This window comes from Stenotrophomonas sp. YIM B13575 (assembly GCF_042787595.1).
Lineage (GTDB): Bacteria > Pseudomonadota > Gammaproteobacteria > Xanthomonadales > Xanthomonadaceae > Stenotrophomonas > Stenotrophomonas lactitubi_B.
This window is the reverse complement of the sequence record NZ_JBHZOP010000056.1, coordinates 1-19,004: the sequence shown is the minus strand read 5'-3', so window position 1 is coordinate 19,004 and position 19,004 is coordinate 1. Positions and strand designations below refer to the sequence as shown.

General features: G+C 66.8%; 22 protein-coding genes and 1 other RNA gene. 9 read left to right on the top strand and 14 right to left on the bottom strand.

Translation table 11 applies throughout. The annotated features are described in order from the left end of the window. Positions 1-192: 192 nt before the first annotated feature. Entirely contained in the window at positions 193-2,190 is a 1,998-nt protein-coding gene (locus ACFX4F_RS10625) for a VTT domain-containing protein (RefSeq protein WP_380654967.1), read from the bottom strand. An 85-nt stretch (positions 2,191-2,275) separates the two neighbouring features. Between ACFX4F_RS10625 and ACFX4F_RS10620 the strand changes: the two genes are divergently transcribed. Both ACFX4F_RS10620 and ACFX4F_RS10615 read left to right on the top strand, forming a co-directional pair. Next, complete coding sequence (locus ACFX4F_RS10620) at positions 2,276-2,938, top strand: serine/threonine-protein kinase (protein WP_380654964.1); 663 nt, start codon at positions 2,276-2,278, stop codon at positions 2,936-2,938. Beyond that, positions 2,935-3,423 carry a DUF2867 domain-containing protein gene (locus ACFX4F_RS10615; protein ID WP_380654961.1) on the top strand — a complete coding sequence of 163 codons (489 nt, stop codon included), beginning with the start codon at positions 2,935-2,937 and terminating at the stop codon, positions 3,421-3,423. Before ACFX4F_RS10620 ends, ACFX4F_RS10615 begins: the two co-directional genes overlap by 4 nt. A 47-nt stretch (positions 3,424-3,470) precedes the next feature. Here the strand turns inward: ACFX4F_RS10615 and ACFX4F_RS10610 are convergent, their stop codons facing one another. Beyond that, positions 3,471-4,154 (bottom strand): hypothetical protein, encoded by a 684-nt coding sequence (locus tag ACFX4F_RS10610; protein WP_380654958.1) that lies wholly within the window; start codon positions 4,152-4,154, stop codon positions 3,471-3,473. Between the two features lie 107 nt (positions 4,155-4,261). Here ACFX4F_RS10610 and ACFX4F_RS10605 point away from each other — a divergent pair, with 107 nt between their 5' ends. Beyond that, complete coding sequence (locus ACFX4F_RS10605; protein ID WP_380654955.1) at positions 4,262-5,080, top strand: SDR family oxidoreductase; 819 nt, start codon at positions 4,262-4,264, stop codon at positions 5,078-5,080. Between the two features lie 93 nt (positions 5,081-5,173). Next, positions 5,174-6,166: a YiiG family protein gene (locus ACFX4F_RS10600; RefSeq protein WP_380654952.1), complete on the top strand. Its 993-nt coding sequence runs from the start codon at positions 5,174-5,176 to the stop codon at positions 6,164-6,166. A gap of 256 nt (positions 6,167-6,422) precedes the next feature. On the opposite strand, the gene ACFX4F_RS10595 is transcribed toward ACFX4F_RS10600, so the two are convergent. Further along, entirely contained in the window at positions 6,423-7,295 is an 873-nt protein-coding gene (locus tag ACFX4F_RS10595; protein ID WP_380654949.1) for an ion transporter, read from the bottom strand. Between the two features lie 63 nt (positions 7,296-7,358). Here ACFX4F_RS10595 and ACFX4F_RS10590 point away from each other — a divergent pair, with 63 nt between their 5' ends. Then, the gene (locus ACFX4F_RS10590; protein WP_380654946.1) at positions 7,359-8,585 is read left to right on the top strand and encodes an acetylornithine transaminase; all 1,227 of its coding nucleotides are present in this window, start codon (positions 7,359-7,361) and stop codon (positions 8,583-8,585) included. Positions 8,586-8,693: 108 nt separating this feature from the next. On the opposite strand, the gene ACFX4F_RS10585 is transcribed toward ACFX4F_RS10590, so the two are convergent. Then, the gene (locus ACFX4F_RS10585) at positions 8,694-9,296 is read right to left on the bottom strand and encodes an HAD-IA family hydrolase (protein ID WP_380654943.1); all 603 of its coding nucleotides are present in this window, start codon (positions 9,294-9,296) and stop codon (positions 8,694-8,696) included. A 122-nt stretch (positions 9,297-9,418) separates the two neighbouring features. Here ACFX4F_RS10585 and azu point away from each other — a divergent pair, with 122 nt between their 5' ends. Beyond that, positions 9,419-9,868 (top strand): azurin, encoded by a 450-nt coding sequence (azu, locus tag ACFX4F_RS10580; protein ID WP_380654940.1) that lies wholly within the window; start codon positions 9,419-9,421, stop codon positions 9,866-9,868. A gap of 172 nt (positions 9,869-10,040) precedes the next feature. On the opposite strand, the gene hemL is transcribed toward azu, so the two are convergent. Further along, complete coding sequence (gene hemL, locus ACFX4F_RS10575; RefSeq protein ID WP_380654937.1) at positions 10,041-11,330, bottom strand: glutamate-1-semialdehyde 2,1-aminomutase; 1,290 nt, start codon at positions 11,328-11,330, stop codon at positions 10,041-10,043. Positions 11,331-11,345: 15 nt separating this feature from the next. Then, positions 11,346-11,981, bottom strand: a complete 636-nt coding sequence (gene thiE, locus ACFX4F_RS10570; protein ID WP_099820802.1) for a thiamine phosphate synthase — start codon at positions 11,979-11,981, stop codon at positions 11,346-11,348. 34 nt (positions 11,982-12,015) lie between these two features. Here thiE and ACFX4F_RS10565 point away from each other — a divergent pair, with 34 nt between their 5' ends. After that, positions 12,016-12,240, top strand: a complete 225-nt coding sequence (locus tag ACFX4F_RS10565) for a rubredoxin (protein ID WP_025874193.1) — start codon at positions 12,016-12,018, stop codon at positions 12,238-12,240. 63 nt (positions 12,241-12,303) lie between these two features. Here the strand turns inward: ACFX4F_RS10565 and ACFX4F_RS10560 are convergent, their stop codons facing one another. The 8 genes from ACFX4F_RS10560 to ACFX4F_RS10525 form a co-directional block, all read right to left on the bottom strand. Beyond that, positions 12,304-13,149 (bottom strand): SirB1 family protein, encoded by an 846-nt coding sequence (locus ACFX4F_RS10560; protein WP_380654932.1) that lies wholly within the window; start codon positions 13,147-13,149, stop codon positions 12,304-12,306. Positions 13,150-13,466: 317 nt separating this feature from the next. Continuing rightward, positions 13,467-13,913, bottom strand: coding sequence for a DUF192 domain-containing protein (locus ACFX4F_RS10555; protein WP_099820805.1), 447 nt, complete (start codon positions 13,911-13,913; stop codon positions 13,467-13,469). A 20-nt stretch (positions 13,914-13,933) separates the two neighbouring features. Then, the gene (gene rpiA, locus ACFX4F_RS10550; protein WP_380654927.1) at positions 13,934-14,581 is read right to left on the bottom strand and encodes a ribose-5-phosphate isomerase RpiA; all 648 of its coding nucleotides are present in this window, start codon (positions 14,579-14,581) and stop codon (positions 13,934-13,936) included. Between the two features lie 24 nt (positions 14,582-14,605). Then, on the bottom strand, positions 14,606-15,085 hold the full coding sequence (locus ACFX4F_RS10545) for an EVE domain-containing protein (RefSeq protein WP_089236678.1): 480 nt from the start codon (positions 15,083-15,085) through the stop codon (positions 14,606-14,608). Continuing rightward, positions 15,082-15,675, bottom strand: coding sequence for a 5-formyltetrahydrofolate cyclo-ligase (locus tag ACFX4F_RS10540; RefSeq protein ID WP_380654923.1), 594 nt, complete (start codon positions 15,673-15,675; stop codon positions 15,082-15,084). Before ACFX4F_RS10540 ends, ACFX4F_RS10545 begins: the two co-directional genes overlap by 4 nt. 83 nt (positions 15,676-15,758) lie before the next feature. Beyond that, positions 15,759-15,944, bottom strand: a non-coding RNA gene (gene ssrS, locus ACFX4F_RS10535) — 6S RNA. 97 nt (positions 15,945-16,041) lie between these two features. After that, complete coding sequence (locus ACFX4F_RS10530; protein WP_025874199.1) at positions 16,042-16,338, bottom strand: cell division protein ZapA; 297 nt, start codon at positions 16,336-16,338, stop codon at positions 16,042-16,044. After that, positions 16,335-16,556 carry a TIGR02449 family protein gene (locus ACFX4F_RS10525; RefSeq protein ID WP_025874200.1) on the bottom strand — a complete coding sequence of 74 codons (222 nt, stop codon included), beginning with the start codon at positions 16,554-16,556 and terminating at the stop codon, positions 16,335-16,337. The genes ACFX4F_RS10530 and ACFX4F_RS10525 overlap by 4 nt, the downstream gene beginning before the upstream one ends. Positions 16,557-16,709: 153 nt before the next feature. Here ACFX4F_RS10525 and ACFX4F_RS10520 point away from each other — a divergent pair, with 153 nt between their 5' ends. Both ACFX4F_RS10520 and ACFX4F_RS10515 read left to right on the top strand, forming a co-directional pair. After that, positions 16,710-17,258 carry a YecA family protein gene (locus ACFX4F_RS10520; RefSeq protein ID WP_089236676.1) on the top strand — a complete coding sequence of 183 codons (549 nt, stop codon included), beginning with the start codon at positions 16,710-16,712 and terminating at the stop codon, positions 17,256-17,258. Next, entirely contained in the window at positions 17,258-18,586 is a 1,329-nt protein-coding gene (locus ACFX4F_RS10515; RefSeq protein WP_380654918.1) for an aminopeptidase P N-terminal domain-containing protein, read from the top strand. Before ACFX4F_RS10520 ends, ACFX4F_RS10515 begins: the two co-directional genes overlap by 1 nt. Positions 18,587-19,004: the final 418 nt, after the last annotated feature.

Below are 19,004 nucleotides of genomic sequence, written 5' to 3'. Positions count from 1 at the left end.
CCCGGCGGCGGTAGAGGCCAACCTTGGTTGGCAGCCTTTGCCCGCAAGCGCCAACCAAGGTTGGCGACTACCAGAGCGGAGCAGAACCGGTAGATGCCAACCTTGGTTGGCAGCCTTTGCCCGAAAGCGCCAACCAAGGTTGGCGACTACCAGGACAGAGGCGGTAGCGCCGGGCCATGCCCGGCGGATCCATCAGGGCGCGGTGGTCTTCAACCGCAGTACCGGCAGCCCGGTCTCCGGGTGCACGGCTTCCTGCTGAGGCAGCGTCTGCACCGCTTCCTTCACCGCGTTCAACGCCGGATCGATCCCGCGCACCGGGTGCCACATGCCGATCCACTGGAAGTGACGCTCGTAGCGCAGGGTCTGCGCGCTGCCCAGCCACAACGGGGTGTCGCCCGGTTGCAGCTGCGCTGGCGCCTGCCACAGGCGCAGTACGTAGCGCTCATCGGCCTGTGCGCCCTGGCGCACCATCAGCAGCGCTTCGACGCGCGTATCCAAGGTCGCCGGCAGCACCGGCAGTTCATCGGCGCCGGTGTTCTTGTCCAGCATCAGCAGCGCTTCCTGCCAGCCGGCCTGCGCCTGCACCTGCCAGCCGCGCGCTTCCAGCTGCGCCTGCAGCTGCGCCAACGGACCGGCCACCTGCACATCCAGCGGCCAGCGCTGGTCATCGTCGAACTCGTTGCGACGCGCCGGCAGCTTCGCCCAGTCGTGCTGCCACCAGGCCTGCGCGTCCATCGCCAGCGGTGCCGGCAAGGTCGGCTCGAAGCGTTCCAGCTTGATGGCGATGTTGCGCGGTGCGTACCACATCGCCGCCACCGCGAAGACGCCGTAGAACAGCCATGCCACCGGCTTCACCCAGAACGAGCGGTTGAAGCGGCGGCGATAGGCGATGCCCAGCACCAGCAGCCAGAACGTGCCGAACAACATGCCGCCGATGACGTCGCTCAGCCAGTGCGCGCCCAGGTACAAGCGCGAGAAGCCGATCAGGCTGACCACGATGCCCGATACCAGGTACGGCCAGACGCGGGTGCGGCCGGGCATTTCGCGGGCGATCAGCACCGCGAAGAAGCCGAAGGTGATGGTGGCCATGGTCACTGACACCGACGGGAAGCCGAAGCCGCTGCTGGCATCGATCGGGCGCACCACGTCGACGGTGGCGCCGAGCAGTTTGGTCAGGGCCAGGCCGAAGGCCAATGCGGCCAGCCAATGGGCGGCCGCCATCCAGCGCCGGCGCCAGACCAGGTAGCCCATTGCCGCAGCGGTTGCCGGCAGCAGCACCTGCCATGCGCCCAACGAGGCCAGGGCGGCCATCGGGTAGTCGGCCAGCGGATTGCGCAGGGCCAGCATCGCCTGGTGCACCAGCAGATCCACCGCCAGGGGCTCGCCGTGGGCGACTACCACGGTCAACAGGGCGAACCAGCCCCAGCCCAACAGCAGCAGCATCAGCGCCAGCATCGCCAGCGGCACCGATTCGCGGCGCTTGGGGTCGAGTACGCCGACGGTGTAGCGGCCCAGTGTCGGGTGCCGGTTGGACCAGTCGAGCAGGCGGGCCAGCCAGTTGTCCATGCGCGCGGCCGACCAGCGATAGCCGTACAGCACGATGGCCCAGACCAGGCTGAGGATCACCGCCAGCAGGCCGGCCACCACGACCAGCCGGCCGGCAACCGCAGCGACGGCGTCATAGGCTTCGCCGAGGATCCAGCCCGGGGCCAGGAACAGCACGGCCCAGGAGATGCTGGCGATGCCACTGGCCTGCACGTAACGGCTGGCAGGCATCTTCATCATGCCGGCGATGGCGGGCACGAATGGGCGGATGGCACCGACATAGCGGGCGATCAGGATGCTCTTGAACGCATTGCGGCGGAACAGGTTCTCGCCCCGGTCGAGCAGCTGCGGGTAGCGGCTGAACGGCCAGACGCCGCGCAGGCGGTCGCCCCAGCGCCGCCCTATCCAGTAGCTGATGCCATCACCGGCGAACGCACCCAGCGCCGCAGCCGCAACTGCATACGGCCCGGAGATCTGGCCCAGGCCGATGAACACGCCGACGGCGAACAGCAACGGCAGCGCTGGCACGATGGCGCCAAGAATGATGACCGCATCGCAGAAGGCGATCAGAAAGATGACCGCACCCGCCAACACGGGATGAGCGGCAATCCACGCGAGGGTGGCGTCGATCCATGAAGAGTCCATTTCCCGATTATAGAGGCGTGAAGGTGACTGGTTCCCAGCCGCTTGGTGACCGTTTGCAACCATCGCCATCGCCTAGAATGTCGCCATGCCTGTATCCAACAACGCGCCAACGCATGCACTGAAGGCCGACAGCTTTGGCCGGATCCTCCTCGTGCAGGAGCCGGAAGGCCCCTTCGTGCGCCGTGATCTGGGCGCCACGCCGCTGTGGCTGCGGCTGCCTGCGTGGTGGCTGGCGCGGCGCGAAGCGCGTGCGCTGAAGCACATCCACGGCATGGCCGACGTGCCGCAACTGCTGGACTGGAATGGCCGCCATCTCGACAGGAGCTTCATGGCCGGCGATGCGATGTACCAGCGCCCGCCGCGCGGTGATGTGGCCTGGTTCCGCGCCGCGCGTCGCCTGCTGCAACAGCTGCATCGACGCGGTGTGGCCCACAACGACCTGGCCAAGGAAGCCAACTGGCTGGTGACCGAGGACGGCCGCCCGGCGCTGATCGACTTCCAGCTGGCGGTGATCGGCGACCCGCGCTCGCGCTGGATGCGCTTGCTGGCGCGCGAAGACCTGCGCCACCTGCTCAAGCACAAGCGCATGTACTGCCGCGCGTCGCTGACACCGGTGGAGAAGCGCGTGCTCAAGCGCACGTCGTGGGTGCGCGACCTATGGTTCGCCACCGGCAAGCCGGTCTACCGCTTCGTCACCCGCCGCATCCTGCATTGGGAAGACAACGAAGGGCAGGGACCCAAGCCGTGAGCACGCTGCTGAGCGAAGGCAGTGTGCTGCGTTCGCAACTGCCGGGTGCCGATTTCGTCCACGCCTGCCAAGAGGCGGCGCCGCGCAACGGGCGTTCGGCGCTGCAGGCCTACCGCGATATGGCAGCGGCGGTGCCGGGCTGGTTCGACGGGCTGATGGGCCTGCGCAACCGTGGCATGCGGCTGCTGCGCATGAAGGATCTCGGCTCGCTGCGCGCGGTGCAGCAGACCGTCGATCCACAGCCTGGGCAACGCCTTGGCATCTTCACCCTGCAGGCGCTGGATGAAGATGCCATCGTGCTGGAAGACGACGACCGCCATCTGCGCGTGCAGCTGGCGCTGCAGTGGCACGGCGATGCGCTGGAAGTGGCGACGGTGGTGCACACCCGCAACGCGTTCGGTCGCCTGTACATGCTGCCGGTTGCGCCGGTGCATCGCTGGATCGCGCCGCACCTGCTGAACAAGCAGGTGCGCGGGTATCGGTAGATCCGCGCCCTGCGTGGATGCGCTTTGCCGAATGGCGCGGCGGCCTGCTACGGCGTCACCGGCACCACCTGCTGGCCGATGAAGTTGCGCTTGCCATCGAAGTCATAGCCGATCTGCAGCTGCCCCACATCCGGGCACGCATGGCAATCGCGCAGCGGCGTGCGGTACAGCAGGCGGATGCCACCGCCATCCAGCGCTGCGGTACCGGCGGCCTGGGCCGGCGCGAACGGCGTGGCCTGCGGGTTCGCCTTCAGCACCTCCTGCACGCCGGGATCGGCGCGCAGCGTGTCGTCCAGCTGTACTGCATCCACGTCGATACGCTTGCCTGCGGCATCGACCAGGCGGGTGCCTTCATTGGTGTTGGCGCGGAACGGGTATTCGACGGTGGCCACGCCCAGGCCGTCATGTTCATGCCAGGCGGTCACGTAGGCCAGTTCGCCACCGGTGGAGAGCTGTTCGGCGGCGGTGACTGCATCGGCACTGGCCCCACCGGCACGCATCGCATCACGCAGGCAATCGCGTGTGGCCGCGCTGTCGCGTTGGCGGCAGGCATTGAGGTCACCATCCCAGACAACGGCCTCGCTCCAGCGCAGCTTGCCATCACCGGCCGCCTTGTCGACGCTGGCGGCGTCATCCTTGGCCGGCGCGCTGCCGGGTTCAGGCGAACGGCCCTGGCAGGCAGTGAGCAGGGCCAGGCCCAGGGCAGGCAACAACAGGCGGGAACAGCGCATGGCATGGACCTCGTGCAGTGACCGGGCCGCCAGTATCGTCAACGTGCAGTGAACTCCGCGTCGGCGCGGCATACTAGCGGCTCATTGCATACGCTGGAGTGTGGAACGTGGGCAGTCTGCAGGGCAAAACCCTTTTCATCACCGGTGCCTCGCGCGGCATCGGCCTGGCCATTGCGTTGCGCGCCGCGCGCGACGGCGCCAACGTCGCCATTGCTGCCAAGTCGTCGGTGCCCAATCCGAAGCTGCCGGGCACCATCCACAGTGCCGCCGAGGCCGTCACCGCAGCCGGTGGCCAGGGCCTGGCGCTGAAGTGCGACATCCGTGAAGAAGACCAGGTGCAGGCAGCGGTTGCCGCCACCGTGGACACCTTCGGTGGCATCGACATCCTGGTCAACAACGCCAGCGCCATCTGGTTGCGCGGCACCCTGGACACGCCGATGAAGCGCTTCGACCTGATGCAGCAGGTCAATTCGCGCGGCAGTTTCCTCTGCGCACAGGCCTGCCTGCCGTACCTGCTGCAGGCGCCGAACCCGCACATCCTGACCCTCGCACCGCCGCCGAGCCTCGATCCAAAGTGGTGGGGCGCGCACACTGGCTACACGCTGGCGAAGATGGGCATGAGCTTCGTCACTCTCGGCCTGGCCGCCGAGTTCGGCCCGCAGGGCGTGGCGGTCAATGCGTTGTGGCCGCGCACGGTCATTGCGACCGATGCGATCAACATGATTCCCGGTGTGGACATCGGCGGCTGCCGCACGCCGCAGATCATGGCCGATGCTGCGCACGCGGTGCTGGTGCGCGAGGCGGCCGGCTTCCATGGCCGTTTCCTGATCGATGACGAGGTGCTGGCGGAAGTCGGCGTGACCGATCTTTCCGGGTACGCGGTGGATGCGTCGCGTCCGTTGCTGCCGGATCTGTTCCTGGATTGATCTTGGTTTACGGGAGCGGGGTGGGCGCTGTCAGCCTCGGCCCGCTGCGCTAGAATGCGCGGCTGTAATCGTTTCCAACAGGGATGTGAGCCCATGTCACGTACTCTTTCCATTGCGGCGCTGGCCGCTTCGTTGTCGTTGATCCTGGCCGCCTGTGGCGACAAGACGCCCACAGCCGCCGGCGGCGCGGGTTCTTCCGCAAAGCAGGAGGCCAGCGCGGCGCCGGCCGACGCCCAGCAGCAGTTGACCGCGAAGCTCAACGCCTACATCGGCTGCTTCAACGCGCTTGATTCGAAAACGCACGGCAGCATCCAGTCCTATACGCGCTGGATCAAGGACGTGGACGCCGGCCCGAGCGGTCGCGAGACGAACGTGTACGGACCGTTCGAGATCAGCGATTACGACATGAAGCAATGCGACGCCCCCGTGTCCGAAGCGATCGCCGCCAAGCCGGCGCTTGCCGATCTTGATGCCGCTGCAGGTCAGTACCAGCAGGCGCTGAAGGCACTGGTGCCGATCAGCAAGGAAGCCCACGACTACTACGAGCGTCAGGACTACGAAGACGACAGGTTTGCCAAGGGCAAGCAGCTGCATGCGCCATTGATGACCGCCTTCAAGGATTTCGTGGTTGCCAGTGAAACGTTCAACGCCGAACTGGAGCGCCAGAACGACGCTGCCCAGCGCGAACAGCTCAAAGCGCTGGAACAGGCCGAAGGGCGCACGCGCGAGTACTACCGTCTGGCGATGATGCTGGAAGCCAAGACCATCGTGGAGCTGATGACCGGGGACGACTTCGATCAGGCCAAGGCGCGCGAACGCCTGGATGCCTTCAACCGCATTTCCGATGAAGCGCATGCCAAGGTCGCCGACCAGGAGCCGGGCAAGCTGGACTGGAACAGCTTCGAACGCGAGGCCGAGAACTTCCGCCGTGAAGGCAAGGAGCGGCTGCAGCGCGTCAGCGCCAACACGCCCTACACCGACTTCGAACGACGCATGCTTGATTCGCCCTCGATGGCGCCGCGTGGTTCTGCCGGCAAGCTGATGCAGGAATACAACTCGCTCGTTTTCCAGAGCAACCGCCAGTAACCGGCACGCCAGCGCCTCTCCAGCCCTGCACGAACTGGATGAGGCGCCCCGGGGCCGCGCACTTTGAGGGATACCGTCGAGGGTGGTCGCGGCCTGCAACGATCTGCTGCCCACCAGCAACCTGCTGACCACCTGCAACGGCATGGATTGCGCCGGTGGATCGACCCCATGCGTGGATGCAGCACGTTGCATCCACGCATGGCGTGGACCTACTGTCGCAGGCATTGGTAGTGCCGGCCGCTGACCGGCATCCGCGTCAGTGGCTGAACGTATCCGGCAACGGTCCGCCGCACTTGCGGCAGTACCGCGCATCCGGTTCGTGGCCTTCCAGGCCGCAGTGCGGGCAGCCACGGGCATCGCGACGCGCGGCCAGTTCGGCATCGCGCATAGTGCTGGCCAGCTCGGCGGTGTAGATGCCGGTGGGCACGGCGATGATGCTGTAACCGATCAGGATCAGCACCGAGGTGACGAAGCGGCCGAGCACGGTCTGCGGCACGATGTCGCCGAAGCCGACCGTGGCCATCGTCACCACCGCCCAGTACATGCTGCTGGGGATGCTGGTGAAGCCATGGTTCGGGCCCTCGATCACGTACATCAGGGTGCCGGCAATGATCGTGATGGTGACCACCGTGAACAGGAACAGCAGGATCTTGCGCCGGCTGCGCCACAGCGACTGCATCAGCACGCCGCTTTCTTCGATGTAGCGGGTCAGCTTGAGGATGCGGAACACACGCAGGATGCGCAGTGCGCGCACCACCAGCAGGCTCTGCGCACCGGGAATGAACAGCGACAGGTAGGTCGGCAGGATCGAGGCCAGGTCGATGATGCCCCAGATGCTCACCGCATAGCGCAGCGGTCGCTTCACTACCGCCAGGCGCAGCACGTATTCGGCGGTGAACAGGATGGTGAAGCCCCATTCCAGCACGTACAGCCAGTCGGCGTGGGCGATGTGGAAACGCTGCACGCTGTCGAACATCACCACCAGCACGCTGGCGATGATCGCGTACACCAGCAGCAGGTCGAAATTGCGCGAGGGCCGGCTGTCGTGGCGATAGATGATGTCGAACCATCGGCGGCGCCAGCCGGTCTCGGTGGCGGGGTTCAGCTGGGGGGCGGAAAACGGTCGCATGCGCGCATTGTGCCGCACCGGTTCCGGCGCGAGAATGGGCGTTCCTGAACCCTGCCGACTGCCATGACCGCCGCTACCGATCCGCTGATCTCCCTGTCGCACTACTACCTGCCGGTGTACAAGCCCCGCCAGGTGGTGCTGGAGCGAGGCCAGGGCGCCCGCGTGTGGGACAGCCAGGGCCGTGAGTTCATCGACCTGGCCGCCGGCATCGCCGTGTGCGGCCTGGGCCACAACGATCCGGACCTGGTCGCCGCACTGGTCGAACAGGCCGGCAAGCTGTGGCACACCAGCAACGTGTTCTACAGCGCGCCGCCGCTGCACCTTGCCGAGGAACTGGTGAAGGCCAGCCGCTTCGCCGAGCGTGTGTTCCTGTGCAACTCCGGCGCCGAAGCCAATGAAGTGGCGATCAAGATGGTCCGCAAGTGGGCCTCCAGCCAGGGCCGTCCGGCCGACAAGCGCGTGATCATCACCTTCCGTGGCAGCTTCCATGGCCGCACCATGGGCGCGGTGACCGCCACCGCGCAGCCGAAGTACCAGGAAGGCTACGAGCCGCTGCCCGGGGGCTTCCGCTACATCGACTTCAATGATGAGGTGCAGCTGGAAACGGCGATGGCCGCCGGTGACGTGGCGGCGGTGATGCTGGAGCCGATCCAGGGCGAGGGCGGGGTGATGCCGGCCAAGTCCGGTTTCCTCAAGCGCGTGCGCGAGCTGTGCGACCAGCACAACGCACTGCTGGTGCTGGACGAGATCCAGGCTGGCATGGGCCGTACCGGTACGCTGTTCGCGCACTGGCAGGACGACGTGGTGCCGGACATGGTGACCCTGGCCAAGGCGCTCGGTGGCGGCTTCCCGATCGGTGCGATGCTGGCCGGCCCGAAGGTGGCCGAGACCATGCAGTTCGGTGCCCACGGCACCACCTTCGGTGGCAATCCGTTGGCCGCGGCCGTCGCCCGCGTGGCGCTGCGCAAGCTGGCCTCGGCGGAAATCGCCGCCAATGTCAGCCGCCAGTCGAAGGCGCTGCGTGATGGCTTCGCCCGCATCAACGACGAGTTCAAGGTGTTCAGCGAAGTGCGCGGCCGCGGCCTGATGCTGGGCGCGGTGCTGAGCAAGGACTTTGCTGGCCAGGCCGGGGTGATCCTCGACCACGCCGCCGAGCAGGGCCTGCTGACCCTGCAGGCCGGTCCGGACGTGCTGCGCTTCGTGCCGTCGCTGAACATCACCGACGAGGAAGTGGCCGAAGGCCTCAAGCGCCTGCGCGCGGCGATTGCCGCGTTCGTCGCCGCACGCTGAAGCCCTGACGTCGGGGTCGGAACCTCCGTAGAGCCGAGCCCATGCTCGGCTCATCGCGATGTCAGGCAACAGCAGCCGAGCATGGGCTCGGCTCTACAGAATTGCGGATCACCGCACCGCGTAGCGCTTCAGAACCTTGCCCAGTCCGCGTCCGTCCTGCACGGTTTCCGCGTGCAGGCCCGCCGCGCGCGCGCCGCGCACGTTGGCGAACAGGTCATCGACGAACAGCGTGTGCGCCGGTGCCACGCCGAGGGCTGCGAGCGTGCGCAGGAACACCTCCGGCGCAGGTTTGCGCAGGCCGAAATCCGCGCTGCAGAACACGCGATCCTGCAATGCAGGAAACAGCTGCGGCAGCAGCGTCGGCAGCGCCTGTGCCATCAACGCACCGTTGTTGGTCAGCACCGCGATCGGCACCTGCAGTGCCTGCAGCCGTTGCAGTACCGGCAGTTGCGGGTGGCTGGCCACCTGCCGTGCGGCGATCCAGGTTGGCAGCGTTACCGTTGTGCCGAGCAGTTCGCCAAGCCGGGCCAGATAGCGCGCGCCATCCAGCGTGCCGCTGTCGTGTGCCGCTTCCAGTCCGCTGTCGTACAGCGCGGCCTGCACGTGCGCGGTCGGCACGTCCAGCGCCTGCGCCAGATGCAGCACGCGCTGCGCGCGCTGGTAGTGCACCAGCACGCCATCGACATCGAGCAGGAGAAGGTCGATCCGCATCCGTCGAGCATGCCATTGCCGTATCCCCACGCAAACCCTGGACCCCGACTGCGACACACGGTCGCAGCCGGGCGCGCAGGCCGCTGCCTAGAATGGCCATCGAACCTGCAGGAGACGCGATGATGAAGGCTTGGATGGTAGCGGTGGGACTGGGCGCGTTGATGCTGGCGCCGTCGGCGATGGCGCGCGTGTGTGCGGTGAGCATCGACAGCACCGACCAGATGAGTTTCAGCAGCCGCGAGATCAAGGTGGCCGCCGATTGCAGCGAAGTGGACCTGACCCTGCGCCACACCGGCAAGCTGGCCGCCACCGCGATGGGCCACAACTGGGTGCTGACCCGCAGCGCTGACTACCAGCCGGTGGCGATGGCGGGCATGCGCATGACCCTGGCCGACAGCTACCTGCCGAAGGCCGACAAGCGTGTTCTGGCCCACACCAAGGTGATCGGTGGTGGCGAGACCACCCGCGTGCGTTTTTCCACGAAGGGCCTGCAGAAGGGCGGTGATTACACCTTCTTCTGCTCGTTCCCCGGCCACTTCGCAATGATGAAGGGCAAGTTCGTCTTCGGTTGATGCCGTCTGTAGAGTCGAGCCATGCTCGACTGCTCTCCGCGCTCCGCGCGGTAAGCCGAGCACGGCTCGGCTCTACAGGTGGAACGCCGCACGCAGCCTGGTAGATCCACGCCATGCGTGGATACGGTGCAAGGCCATGCCGACCAAGGTCGGCACCTGCCGGGGCCCGATCTCAGCCCTTGGCCGCCTTGAACGCCACGCGCGCCGCTGCCAGCGTCGCTTCGATCACCGCATCATCGTGGGCGCTGGACAGGAAGCCGGCTTCGTACGCCGACGGTGCCAGGAACACGCCCTGGTCCAGCATCGCGTGGAAGAAGCGGTTGAACGCCGGGATGTCGCAGGCCGTGGCCTGGGCATAGGTCTCCACCTTTTCGCTGGTGAAGAACAGCCCGAACATCGCGCCCACCTGGGTGGTGGTCACCGCCACGCCGGCATCGGCGGCGGCCGCTTCCAGGCCCGCGCACAGGCGTGCGGCGCGCGCGCTCAGATCGTCGTGGAAACCCGGCTGCTGGATCAGCTCCAGCATGGCCAGGCCGGCGGCCATCGCCACCGGATTGCCGCTGAGCGTACCGGCCTGGTAGATCGGGCCGGCCGGGGCGATCTGCTGCATCAGCTCACGACGGCCGCCGTAGGCACCCACCGGCATGCCGCCACCGATGATCTTGCCGAAGGTGGTCAGGTCTGGGGTGATGCCGTAGTGCGCCTGCGCACCACCCAGGGCAACGCGGAAACCGGTCATCACTTCGTCGAAGATCAGCAGGGCGCCGTACTGCGTGCACAGCGCGCGCAGGTGCTGCAGGTAGCCTTCGCGCGGCGGAATGCAGTTGGCGTTGCCGACCACCGGTTCGATGATCAGGCCGGCGACCTCGCTGCCGCGGGCCTCGAACAAGGCGGTGGCCGCCTCGAAGTCGTTGTAGGGCAAGGTCAGGGTCAGTTCGCTCAGGCCGGCCGGCACGCCGGGCGAGGTCGGCACGCCCAGGGTCAGCATGCCGCTGCCGGCCTTGACCAGGAACGAGTCGCCGTGGCCGTGATAGCAGCCTTCGAACTTGACGATGCAGTTGCGGCCGGTGGCACCGCGCGCCAGGCGGATCGCCGACAGGGTGGCTTCGGTGCCGGAATTCACCATGCGCACCATCTCGCACGACGGCACCAGGCGGGTGATGGTCTCGGCCATGGTCACTTCCGCTGCGCACGGCGCACCGAACGACAGGCCGTTGTCGATTGCCTTCTTCACCGCCTGGCGTACGGTGGTGTGGTTGTGGCCGACGATCATCGGGCCCCACGAACCCACGTAGTCGATGTAGCGGTTGCCGTCGACGTCGTACAGGTAGGCGCCGTCGGCGCGCTCGACGAAGAAGGGTTCGCCGCCGACCGACTTGAACGCGCGCACCGGTGAGTTGACGCCGCCAGGCAGCAATGCCTGGGCGCGGGAGAACAGGGCGTGGGACTGGTCGTGGTTCATGGGGTTTCCTGGGTATTACTGCGGCGTATCGAAACGGGCGAGGTAGGCGCGCTGGGTCGCGACCGGGTCCTGCGCGGCGTAGATGCCGCTGACCACGGCCAGCAGATCGGCGCCGGCATCGATGATGGGACCGACATTGTCCGGGCTGAGGCCGCCAATCGCCACCCGCGGCACGCCCAGTGCGGCGCTTTGCCGCAGCAGGTCGGTGTGGGCGCGGCTGCTGGTGACCTTGGTGGTGGTGGGGAAGAACGCGCCGAAGGCCACGTAGCTGGCGCCGGCAGCCACGGCGCGCTCGGCGTTGGCGAGCTGGTCGTAGCAGGAGGCACCGATGATGGCGTCGGGGCCGAGCAGGCTGCGGGCGGCGGAGATGTCGCCGTCGGTGCCGCCCAGGTGCACGCCGGCCGCGCCGATGGCCTGGGCCAGCGCCGGGTCGTCGTTGACGATCAGCGGCACGCCATGGGCGGCGCACAAGGCCTGCAGGGCCGTGGCCTGTTCCCGCCGCAGGGCATCGCTGGCGGTCTTGTTGCGGTACTGCAGCCAGGTGGCACCGGCAGCCAGCAGCGGCGCGGTGCGCGCCAGCAGGCGAGCGGTATCGGGTTCATCCGGGGTGATCAGGTAGACGCCGCGGGGCGTCGGGGAAGCAGAAGTCATCGATGGCTACCGGTGAGTGGACCGCGATGGGACAATGGCGGCCCGTGAATCCAGCCCTGATTATCCGATGAGCGAAGCCACCCCCACCACCCTGCGTACCTGGATGTGCGTGGTCTGCGGATTCCTGTACCGCGAAGCGGATGGGCTGCCGGAGGAGGGCATTGCCCCGGGCACGCGCTGGGAAGACATTCCCGAGACCTGGACGTGCCCGGATTGCGGCGTGACCAAGGACGATTTCGAGATGGTCGAGATCGATTGAGGGAGGTGCCGCCAGGCCCTCCTGTGGGTGTGGACCGTTGGTCCACACACCCGACAACCTCACTCAATGCAGCCGCGGTGCCGGCCCGCCGAGGCCGATCAGCTTCTCGCGCAGCCATTGCGCGTCGCTGGCCTCGGGATTGCGCTTCAGGTACAGGCCCAGGTCGTTGCGGGCGCCGGCCAGGTAGTCCAGCTGCAGATAGGCCAGGCCGCGGTCACGCAGGGCATCGTCCTGTTCGGGGGCGAGCTTGAGCAGGCGGTCGGCACTGCGCGCAGCACGATCCCACTCGCTGGCCTCGGCATAGACCCCATGCAGGTTGCGCAGCATGCGGATCAGGATCGCGCGGCTCGGTGCAGGATCGAGGATCTGCGCCAGCACCTGGTCGTCGGGCATCTGCCCGCCCAGGTGCGACTTGGCGCGTTCGCGCAGTTCGTCCACGTCCAGCGGGCGGCCACCGTTGAACGGGTCCATCACCAGCACGCCATCGTCGACCGGCAGGCGCACCAGGAAATGACCGGGGAATGACACGCCGTCCAGTGGAATGCCCAGCCGTCGCGCCACTTCCATCTGCACCAGCGCCAGCGAGATCGGATTGCCCAGACGGCGCTCGAACACCTGGTTGAGGTAGCTGTTGCGCGGGTCGTAATACTCCTGGTGGTCGCCGCTGTAGCCCAGCTCATCGAACAGATGCCGGTTGATGGCCGCCATCTTCAGCGGGCTGTGCTCGATGCTGTCCACCTCGGCGCGCAGGTGCTCGACGTGGCTCTGCACCAGCGCATCGTAGGTCGACGGCTGCAGATCGGGATATTCATCGCGCGCGATCAGCAGCGCGGTCGGCAGCAGTGGCAGCGCCTCGTCGTCGAAGGCGGCCAGTGCATCCCAGTCGGGGAGTGTGATCCGGTCCTGCATGTCCACAGACTGGCGGCAATCGCAGGCGGTTTCAAGCAGTGCTGCGTGAATTCATCACGTCATCGTCCTTCCATCCACGCATGGCGTGGATCTACCGTGTCGACCCAGGTCGACACCCACCAACAGCAGCGGGAAACTGTCAGAGGTGGGGCGGTGTGGGCTTGCAGGACCGCAGGCGCCATGGATGGCGCCTACGAGCCCCCAGGGATGGGTTTACGGCGTGTCCTGCAAGCCCACATCGCCCCGCCATCCCTCGGTCGCCCAGATGTTGCACTTGATGTCGATTCGGCGGGTGCCGGGCGCAGCCCGGCCGACCCCTACTTCTCGATGCCCGGGCCGAAGATCAGCTCGGTCCCATCCTTCAGCTTGAGCTTCTCCGCCTGGCCGGCATTGAGCTCCAGCACGAAGCGCGCCGGACCGCCGCTGGGGTAGGGCGGGCACATGTCGCCGGCCGAGCACGGCGGCACGTCGCGCTGCTGGCTCACCAGCTTGCGCTCGCTGTCGAAGTACAGGATGTCCAGCGCGATCTTGGTGTTCTTCATCCAGTACGCCTGCATTTCCTCGCGGTCATGCACGAACAGCATGCCGTGGTCCTCGGCCATCTGGTCGCGGAACATCAACCCACGCGCACGGGTTTCATCGTTGGTGGCCAGTTCAACGTCATAGCGTGCGCCGCCCAGTTCCACCCAGTGGCGGGCGGCATCGGTGGCGCAGCCGGTCAGGGCCAGCAGCGGAAGCATCAACAGGGAGCGCAGCAACGACATCGTAGGGTCCTTCGAAAGGGTCAGAGCACGATCGGCGGCTCGCCGCCGACGATCACCACATCGGCACGGCGGCGCGCGAACAGGCCGACACAGACCACGCCCGGCAGCTGGTTGAGCTCGCGCTCCAGCTTTTCCGGGTCGGTGATCTGCAGGTTGTGGATGTCCAGGATCTGGTTGCCGTTGTCGGTCACCACGCCTTCGCGCCAGGTCGGCTGGCCGCCGGTCATGTCGCGGATCTGGCGGGCGACCAGGCTGCGTGCCATCGGGATCACTTCCACCGGCAGCGGGAACTTGCCCAGCACCGGCACCTGCTTGCTCGGGTCGACGATGCAGACGAAGCGCTCGCTGGCCTCGGCGATGATCTTCTCGCGCGTGAGTGCAGCGCCACCGCCCTTGATCAGGCACTTGTTGGCATCGCACTCGTCGGCGCCATCCACGTACAGCGACAGGGTGCCGGTATGGTTCAGCTCGATCACCTCGATGCCATGCTGCTTCAGGCGCGCAGTGCTCTGCTCGGAACTGGATACCGCACCCTTGATGCGATGCTGGATGCGGGCCAGTGCATCGATGAAATAGGCGACGGTGGAACCGGTACCGACACCGACGATCATGCCGTCTTCGACGTACTCGATGGCCTTTTCGGCGGCCAGGCGCTTGGCTTCAGACATTGCGGGGAGCTCTCAGGCAGGGAATCAGGATTTCTTTTCCAGCGACAGCAGCAGCTTCCACTGCGTGGCGGTCACCGGGAACACCGACAGGCGGTTGCCCTTGGCAACCAGCGGGAAGCCTTCGCCGAGTTCCTCGGCATGCAGCTTGATCTCGTCCAGCGCGATCACCTGCTTCAGCTTGCGGTCGAAGGCCACGTCCACCAGCATCCAGCGCGGGTTCTCGCGCGTGCTCTTGGGGTCGTGGTAGTCGGATTTCGGATCGAACTGGGTGTCATCCGGGTAGGCCGCGCTGGCCACCGTGGCCAGGCCGACGATGCCGGGCACCTTGGTATTGGAGTGGTAGAACAGGATGCCGTCGCCGACCTGCATGCCATCGCGCATGAAATTGCGCGCCTGGTAGTTGCGCACGCCGTTCCAGGGTTCAACCTTGACCTTGGCCAGGTCATCGATGGAAAAGGCGTCCGGTTCGGACTTCATCAGCCAGTAGCGCTTGCGGGCGGTCATGCGTTCACGGGGGCAGCGGAAGGGAGCAGGGTGCCGGCTTCAGTGCAGATCGCATCCACCGCCACGTCCCAGGACGCAACCGGCAAGGACTCGACCTGCTGCACCGAGAATGCCGCGCCGACCAGCCAGGGTGGCGCCGGCCGATCATGGCGGAAGGCGAAGCTGCGATCATACCAGCCGCCTCCCATGCCCAGCCGCCGGCACTGTGCGTCGAAGCCCACCAGCGGCGTCACCACCAGTTCCATCTGCGCTGGTTCCAGGGTGTCTTCGATGGCGATGTCCGGTTCGGGGATGCCGTAACGGTTGCTGGTCAACGGCTGGCCGGGGCGCCAGGGCGCGAAGCGCAGCACGTCGCCGTGCAGCACGGGCAGGCAGTAGCGCAGCGTGTCGGGCAGTTGCAGCTGCCAGCGGTGCAGGGCAATTTCGCCATCCAGCGCCCAGTAGCCGGCCACGGCGCCTTCGCGCGGGGCGAACGGCAGCGCGAGCAGCGCATCGGCCAGCGATTCGGCAGCGGCGATACGGGCGGGGGCGGAAAGGTCGCGGCGGCGTTGCCGCAGGTTGTGGCGCAGGGCCTGTCGCGGGTCGGTCATGGCAGCGTGCGGCAAGGATCAGCCGTCATTGTGCCGGAAAGAACAAGGGCGACGCCCGAAGACGCCGCCCTTGCTGGAATATTGCATTCTCCGCAATGTCGATGCATGCGAAACGACCTTGAACCCGGGGGCTCAAGTGGGAACGCTGGAGAACCATCGGGCTTCCCGCTACGAGGCGGACCTGCACTCCCGGCGCTGTCGCGCTCCCGGTGTCGTTCTTAAGGGACAAGGCGAATGTTTGCACATGCCGTCGAGTACCGCAGAGAACGCGTGGCCATTATAGCTACCGCGGGTGATCTGGATAGGCCGTTCGTCGGCAACAGTGCGTGCCAATTCAGAAAAGAGAAGGCGCAATACGCGCCTTTCTCACGTGCTGCTGTCGATTGCCCGGTCCAGACGCCGGTTCAGGTCGGCCAGGGTCTGTTGCAGGGCAACCGCCTGGCGGGCGTTCTCGTCGCGCAGCAGCTGCAGCTCGTGCGCCAGATTGAGCGCTGCCAGCACCGCGATGCGGTCGACCGCGGCCATCCGGTTGCTGCCACGGATCTCGCGCATGCGCGCATCCAGCAGGCGGGCGGCCGCCATCAGGCTGTCGCGTTCATCACCACCGACGCCGACCGTGTATTCACGGTCGAGGATACGGACGCTGACCGGTTCGGCACTCATGTGTGCTGCTCCAGGGACTTGAGCCGGGTGATCATCGCTTCCACCCGCGACCGCGCCTGTTCGTTCTTGGCCAGCAGCGTCGAGCGCTCGGCCACCAGCTGTTCCTGCTGGTGGCGCAGGCTGCGGTTCTCCTCGGCCAGCCGCTGGTTGCGGTCGAGCAACGCCTCCACACGGGCGGCGAAGGCCTGCAACTGGGCAAGGGGATCGGCGGGTTCCATGCCCGCACGATAGGCAAGCCGGGTCAGGGCGGTCAAGCACTGTCGCAGCAGGGCCTGACGGCCACGAAGCGCAGGCGGACAGATTGCTACACTACCCGGCTCACGGGCGCGCGCGTGCGCGCTCCGCAGTTTCCCTTCCGAACGAGCCGCACGATGACCGAACTTCCCTCCGTCGACGACGTTACCCGCGCCAGCCAGGAACTGGGCCTGGGCGCCACTGCTGCCGAGCTGCATGGCGGGCTGTGCGGCTGGCTGGCCGCCGGCGGTGCCCCCGGCAACGACTGGCCGGCGCGCGTGCTGGCCGACGACAATCTGCCGCAGGTGGCTGCCGACAGTGCGCTGGCGCAGTTGCTGGAGGCCACCATCAAGCAGCTGGAAGACCGTGACTTCGCCTTCGAGCTGCTGTTGACCGACAGCAGTGACGTGGCCGCGCAGGCGGACGCCATGTTCAGCTGGACCCGTTCCTTCCTGGGCGGCTTCGGCCTTGGCAGCGGCGGCCACCGGCCGACCCTGTCCGAAGAAGGCGAGGAGGCGCTGAACGACCTGGCCAGCCTGGCCCGCGCCTCGAGCGAGGACTTCGAAGCCGGCGGTGATGATGACGACGAAGCCCTGTCGGAGATCGAAGAATTCATCCGCGTGGCGGTGCTGCTGCTGCACGGTGACGTGGTGCTGGCCGCGCGCCATCGGCAGCGCCTGAACTGATGGATATCAAGCAGCGCACCGGCATCGCTGCCGGCGAGTACAAGCGTCGCCGCCGGCAACTGATGGACATGGCGGGCGAAGACGCGATCCTGGTGCTGCCGGCGGCATCGGAGAAGGTGCGCAGCCTCGATACCCATTATCCGTACCGCCAGGATTCGGATTTCCAGTACCTGACCGGCTTCCCGGAGCCGGAAGCGGTGCTGGTGCTGATTCCCGGCCGCCGCCACGGCGAAGCCATCCTGTTCTGCCGCGAGCGTGATCCCGAGCGCGAAGCCTGGGATGGGGGGCGCGCCGGCCAGGACGGCGCCGTGGCCCAGTTCGCGATGGACGATGCCTACCCGATTACCGATCTGGACGACATCCTGCCGGGCCTGCTGGAAGGGCGGTCGCGGGTGTACTACCACTTCGGCCGCGATGCGGATTTCGACCTGAAGCTGATCGGCTGGGTGAACCGCGTACGTTCGCAGGTGCGCCACGGTGCGCAGCCGCCGCATGAGTTCCTGGAACTGGGCCATCTGCTGCACGAGCAGCGGTTGTTCAAGTCCGGTGCCGAGGTGGCGTTGATGCAGCGCGCGGCCGACATCAGCGTGCTGTCGCACCGTGCCGCCATGCAGGCCGCGAAGGCCGGCATTCACGAGTACGAACTGCAGGCCGAGCTGGAGCGGGTGTTCCGCGCCAACGACGCGGTGCCTGCGTACTGCAGCATCGTCGGTGCCGGCCGCAACGCCTGCATCCTGCATTACCGCGACAACAACGCACGCTCGCGCGACGGCGAACTGGTGTTGATCGATGCCGGTGCCGAGTATCGCGGCTATGCCAGCGACATCACCCGCACGTTCCCGGTCAACGGTCGTTTCAGCGCCGAGCAGCGCGCGCTGCATGATCTGGTGGGCGCGGCGCAGGCGGCGGCACTGGCCCAGGCCAAGCCCGGCGTGGCGTACGAAATGGGCCATCTGGCGGCGGTGCAGACTCTTACCGAGGGGCTGCTGCAACTGGGCCTGTTGAAGGGCACATTGGAAAAGAATCTCACCGAAGGCTTGTACCAGCGTTTCTACCGGCACAAGACCGGTCACTGGATCGGACTGGATGTGCACGACGTAGGCGACTACCGCCTGGCCGGCGATTCGCGCCTGCTGGAGCCGGGCATGGCCTTCACCATCGAGCCGGGGCTGTACATCGGCGTGGACGACACGACGGTGGAACCGCGCTGGCGCGGCATCGGCATCCGTACCGAAGATGACGTGCTGATCACCGACGACGGACATCGGGTGTTGACCGAAGGCCTGGAACGCAGCGCCGACGAGATCGAAGCGTTGATGGCGGGGTAAGGGTTTTCGGCAGGGCTTGCAGCCCTGCACCTGCAGAGGCAACAGCCGAAGCAACAGCAACAGCAACAGCAACAGCGGCATTCCGTGGGATGGCGGGGTACTGTGGGTTTGCGGGGACGCCGCAAGTACGTCCTTGTAGGCTTGGTCGCCGCATCCATGCGGCTCACACCCCGCAAACCCACAGTACCCCGCCTTCGACAGTTTCCCGCGACCTGCGGCGTGGATGACGCGCTTCTGTAGAGCCGAGCCATGCTCGGCTGTCGCGCGAAGCGCGGGGGTTTTCAGGCGAAAAGCAGCCGAGCATGGCTCGGCTCTACAAAGGCGCGGAAGACGCGAGCGAGCGACCCGCTTTTGCTTTTCTTTCTTTCTTCCGTGGCTGGCCGCGCGCAGGAAACTGTCAGAGGCGGGGCGGGTGGGC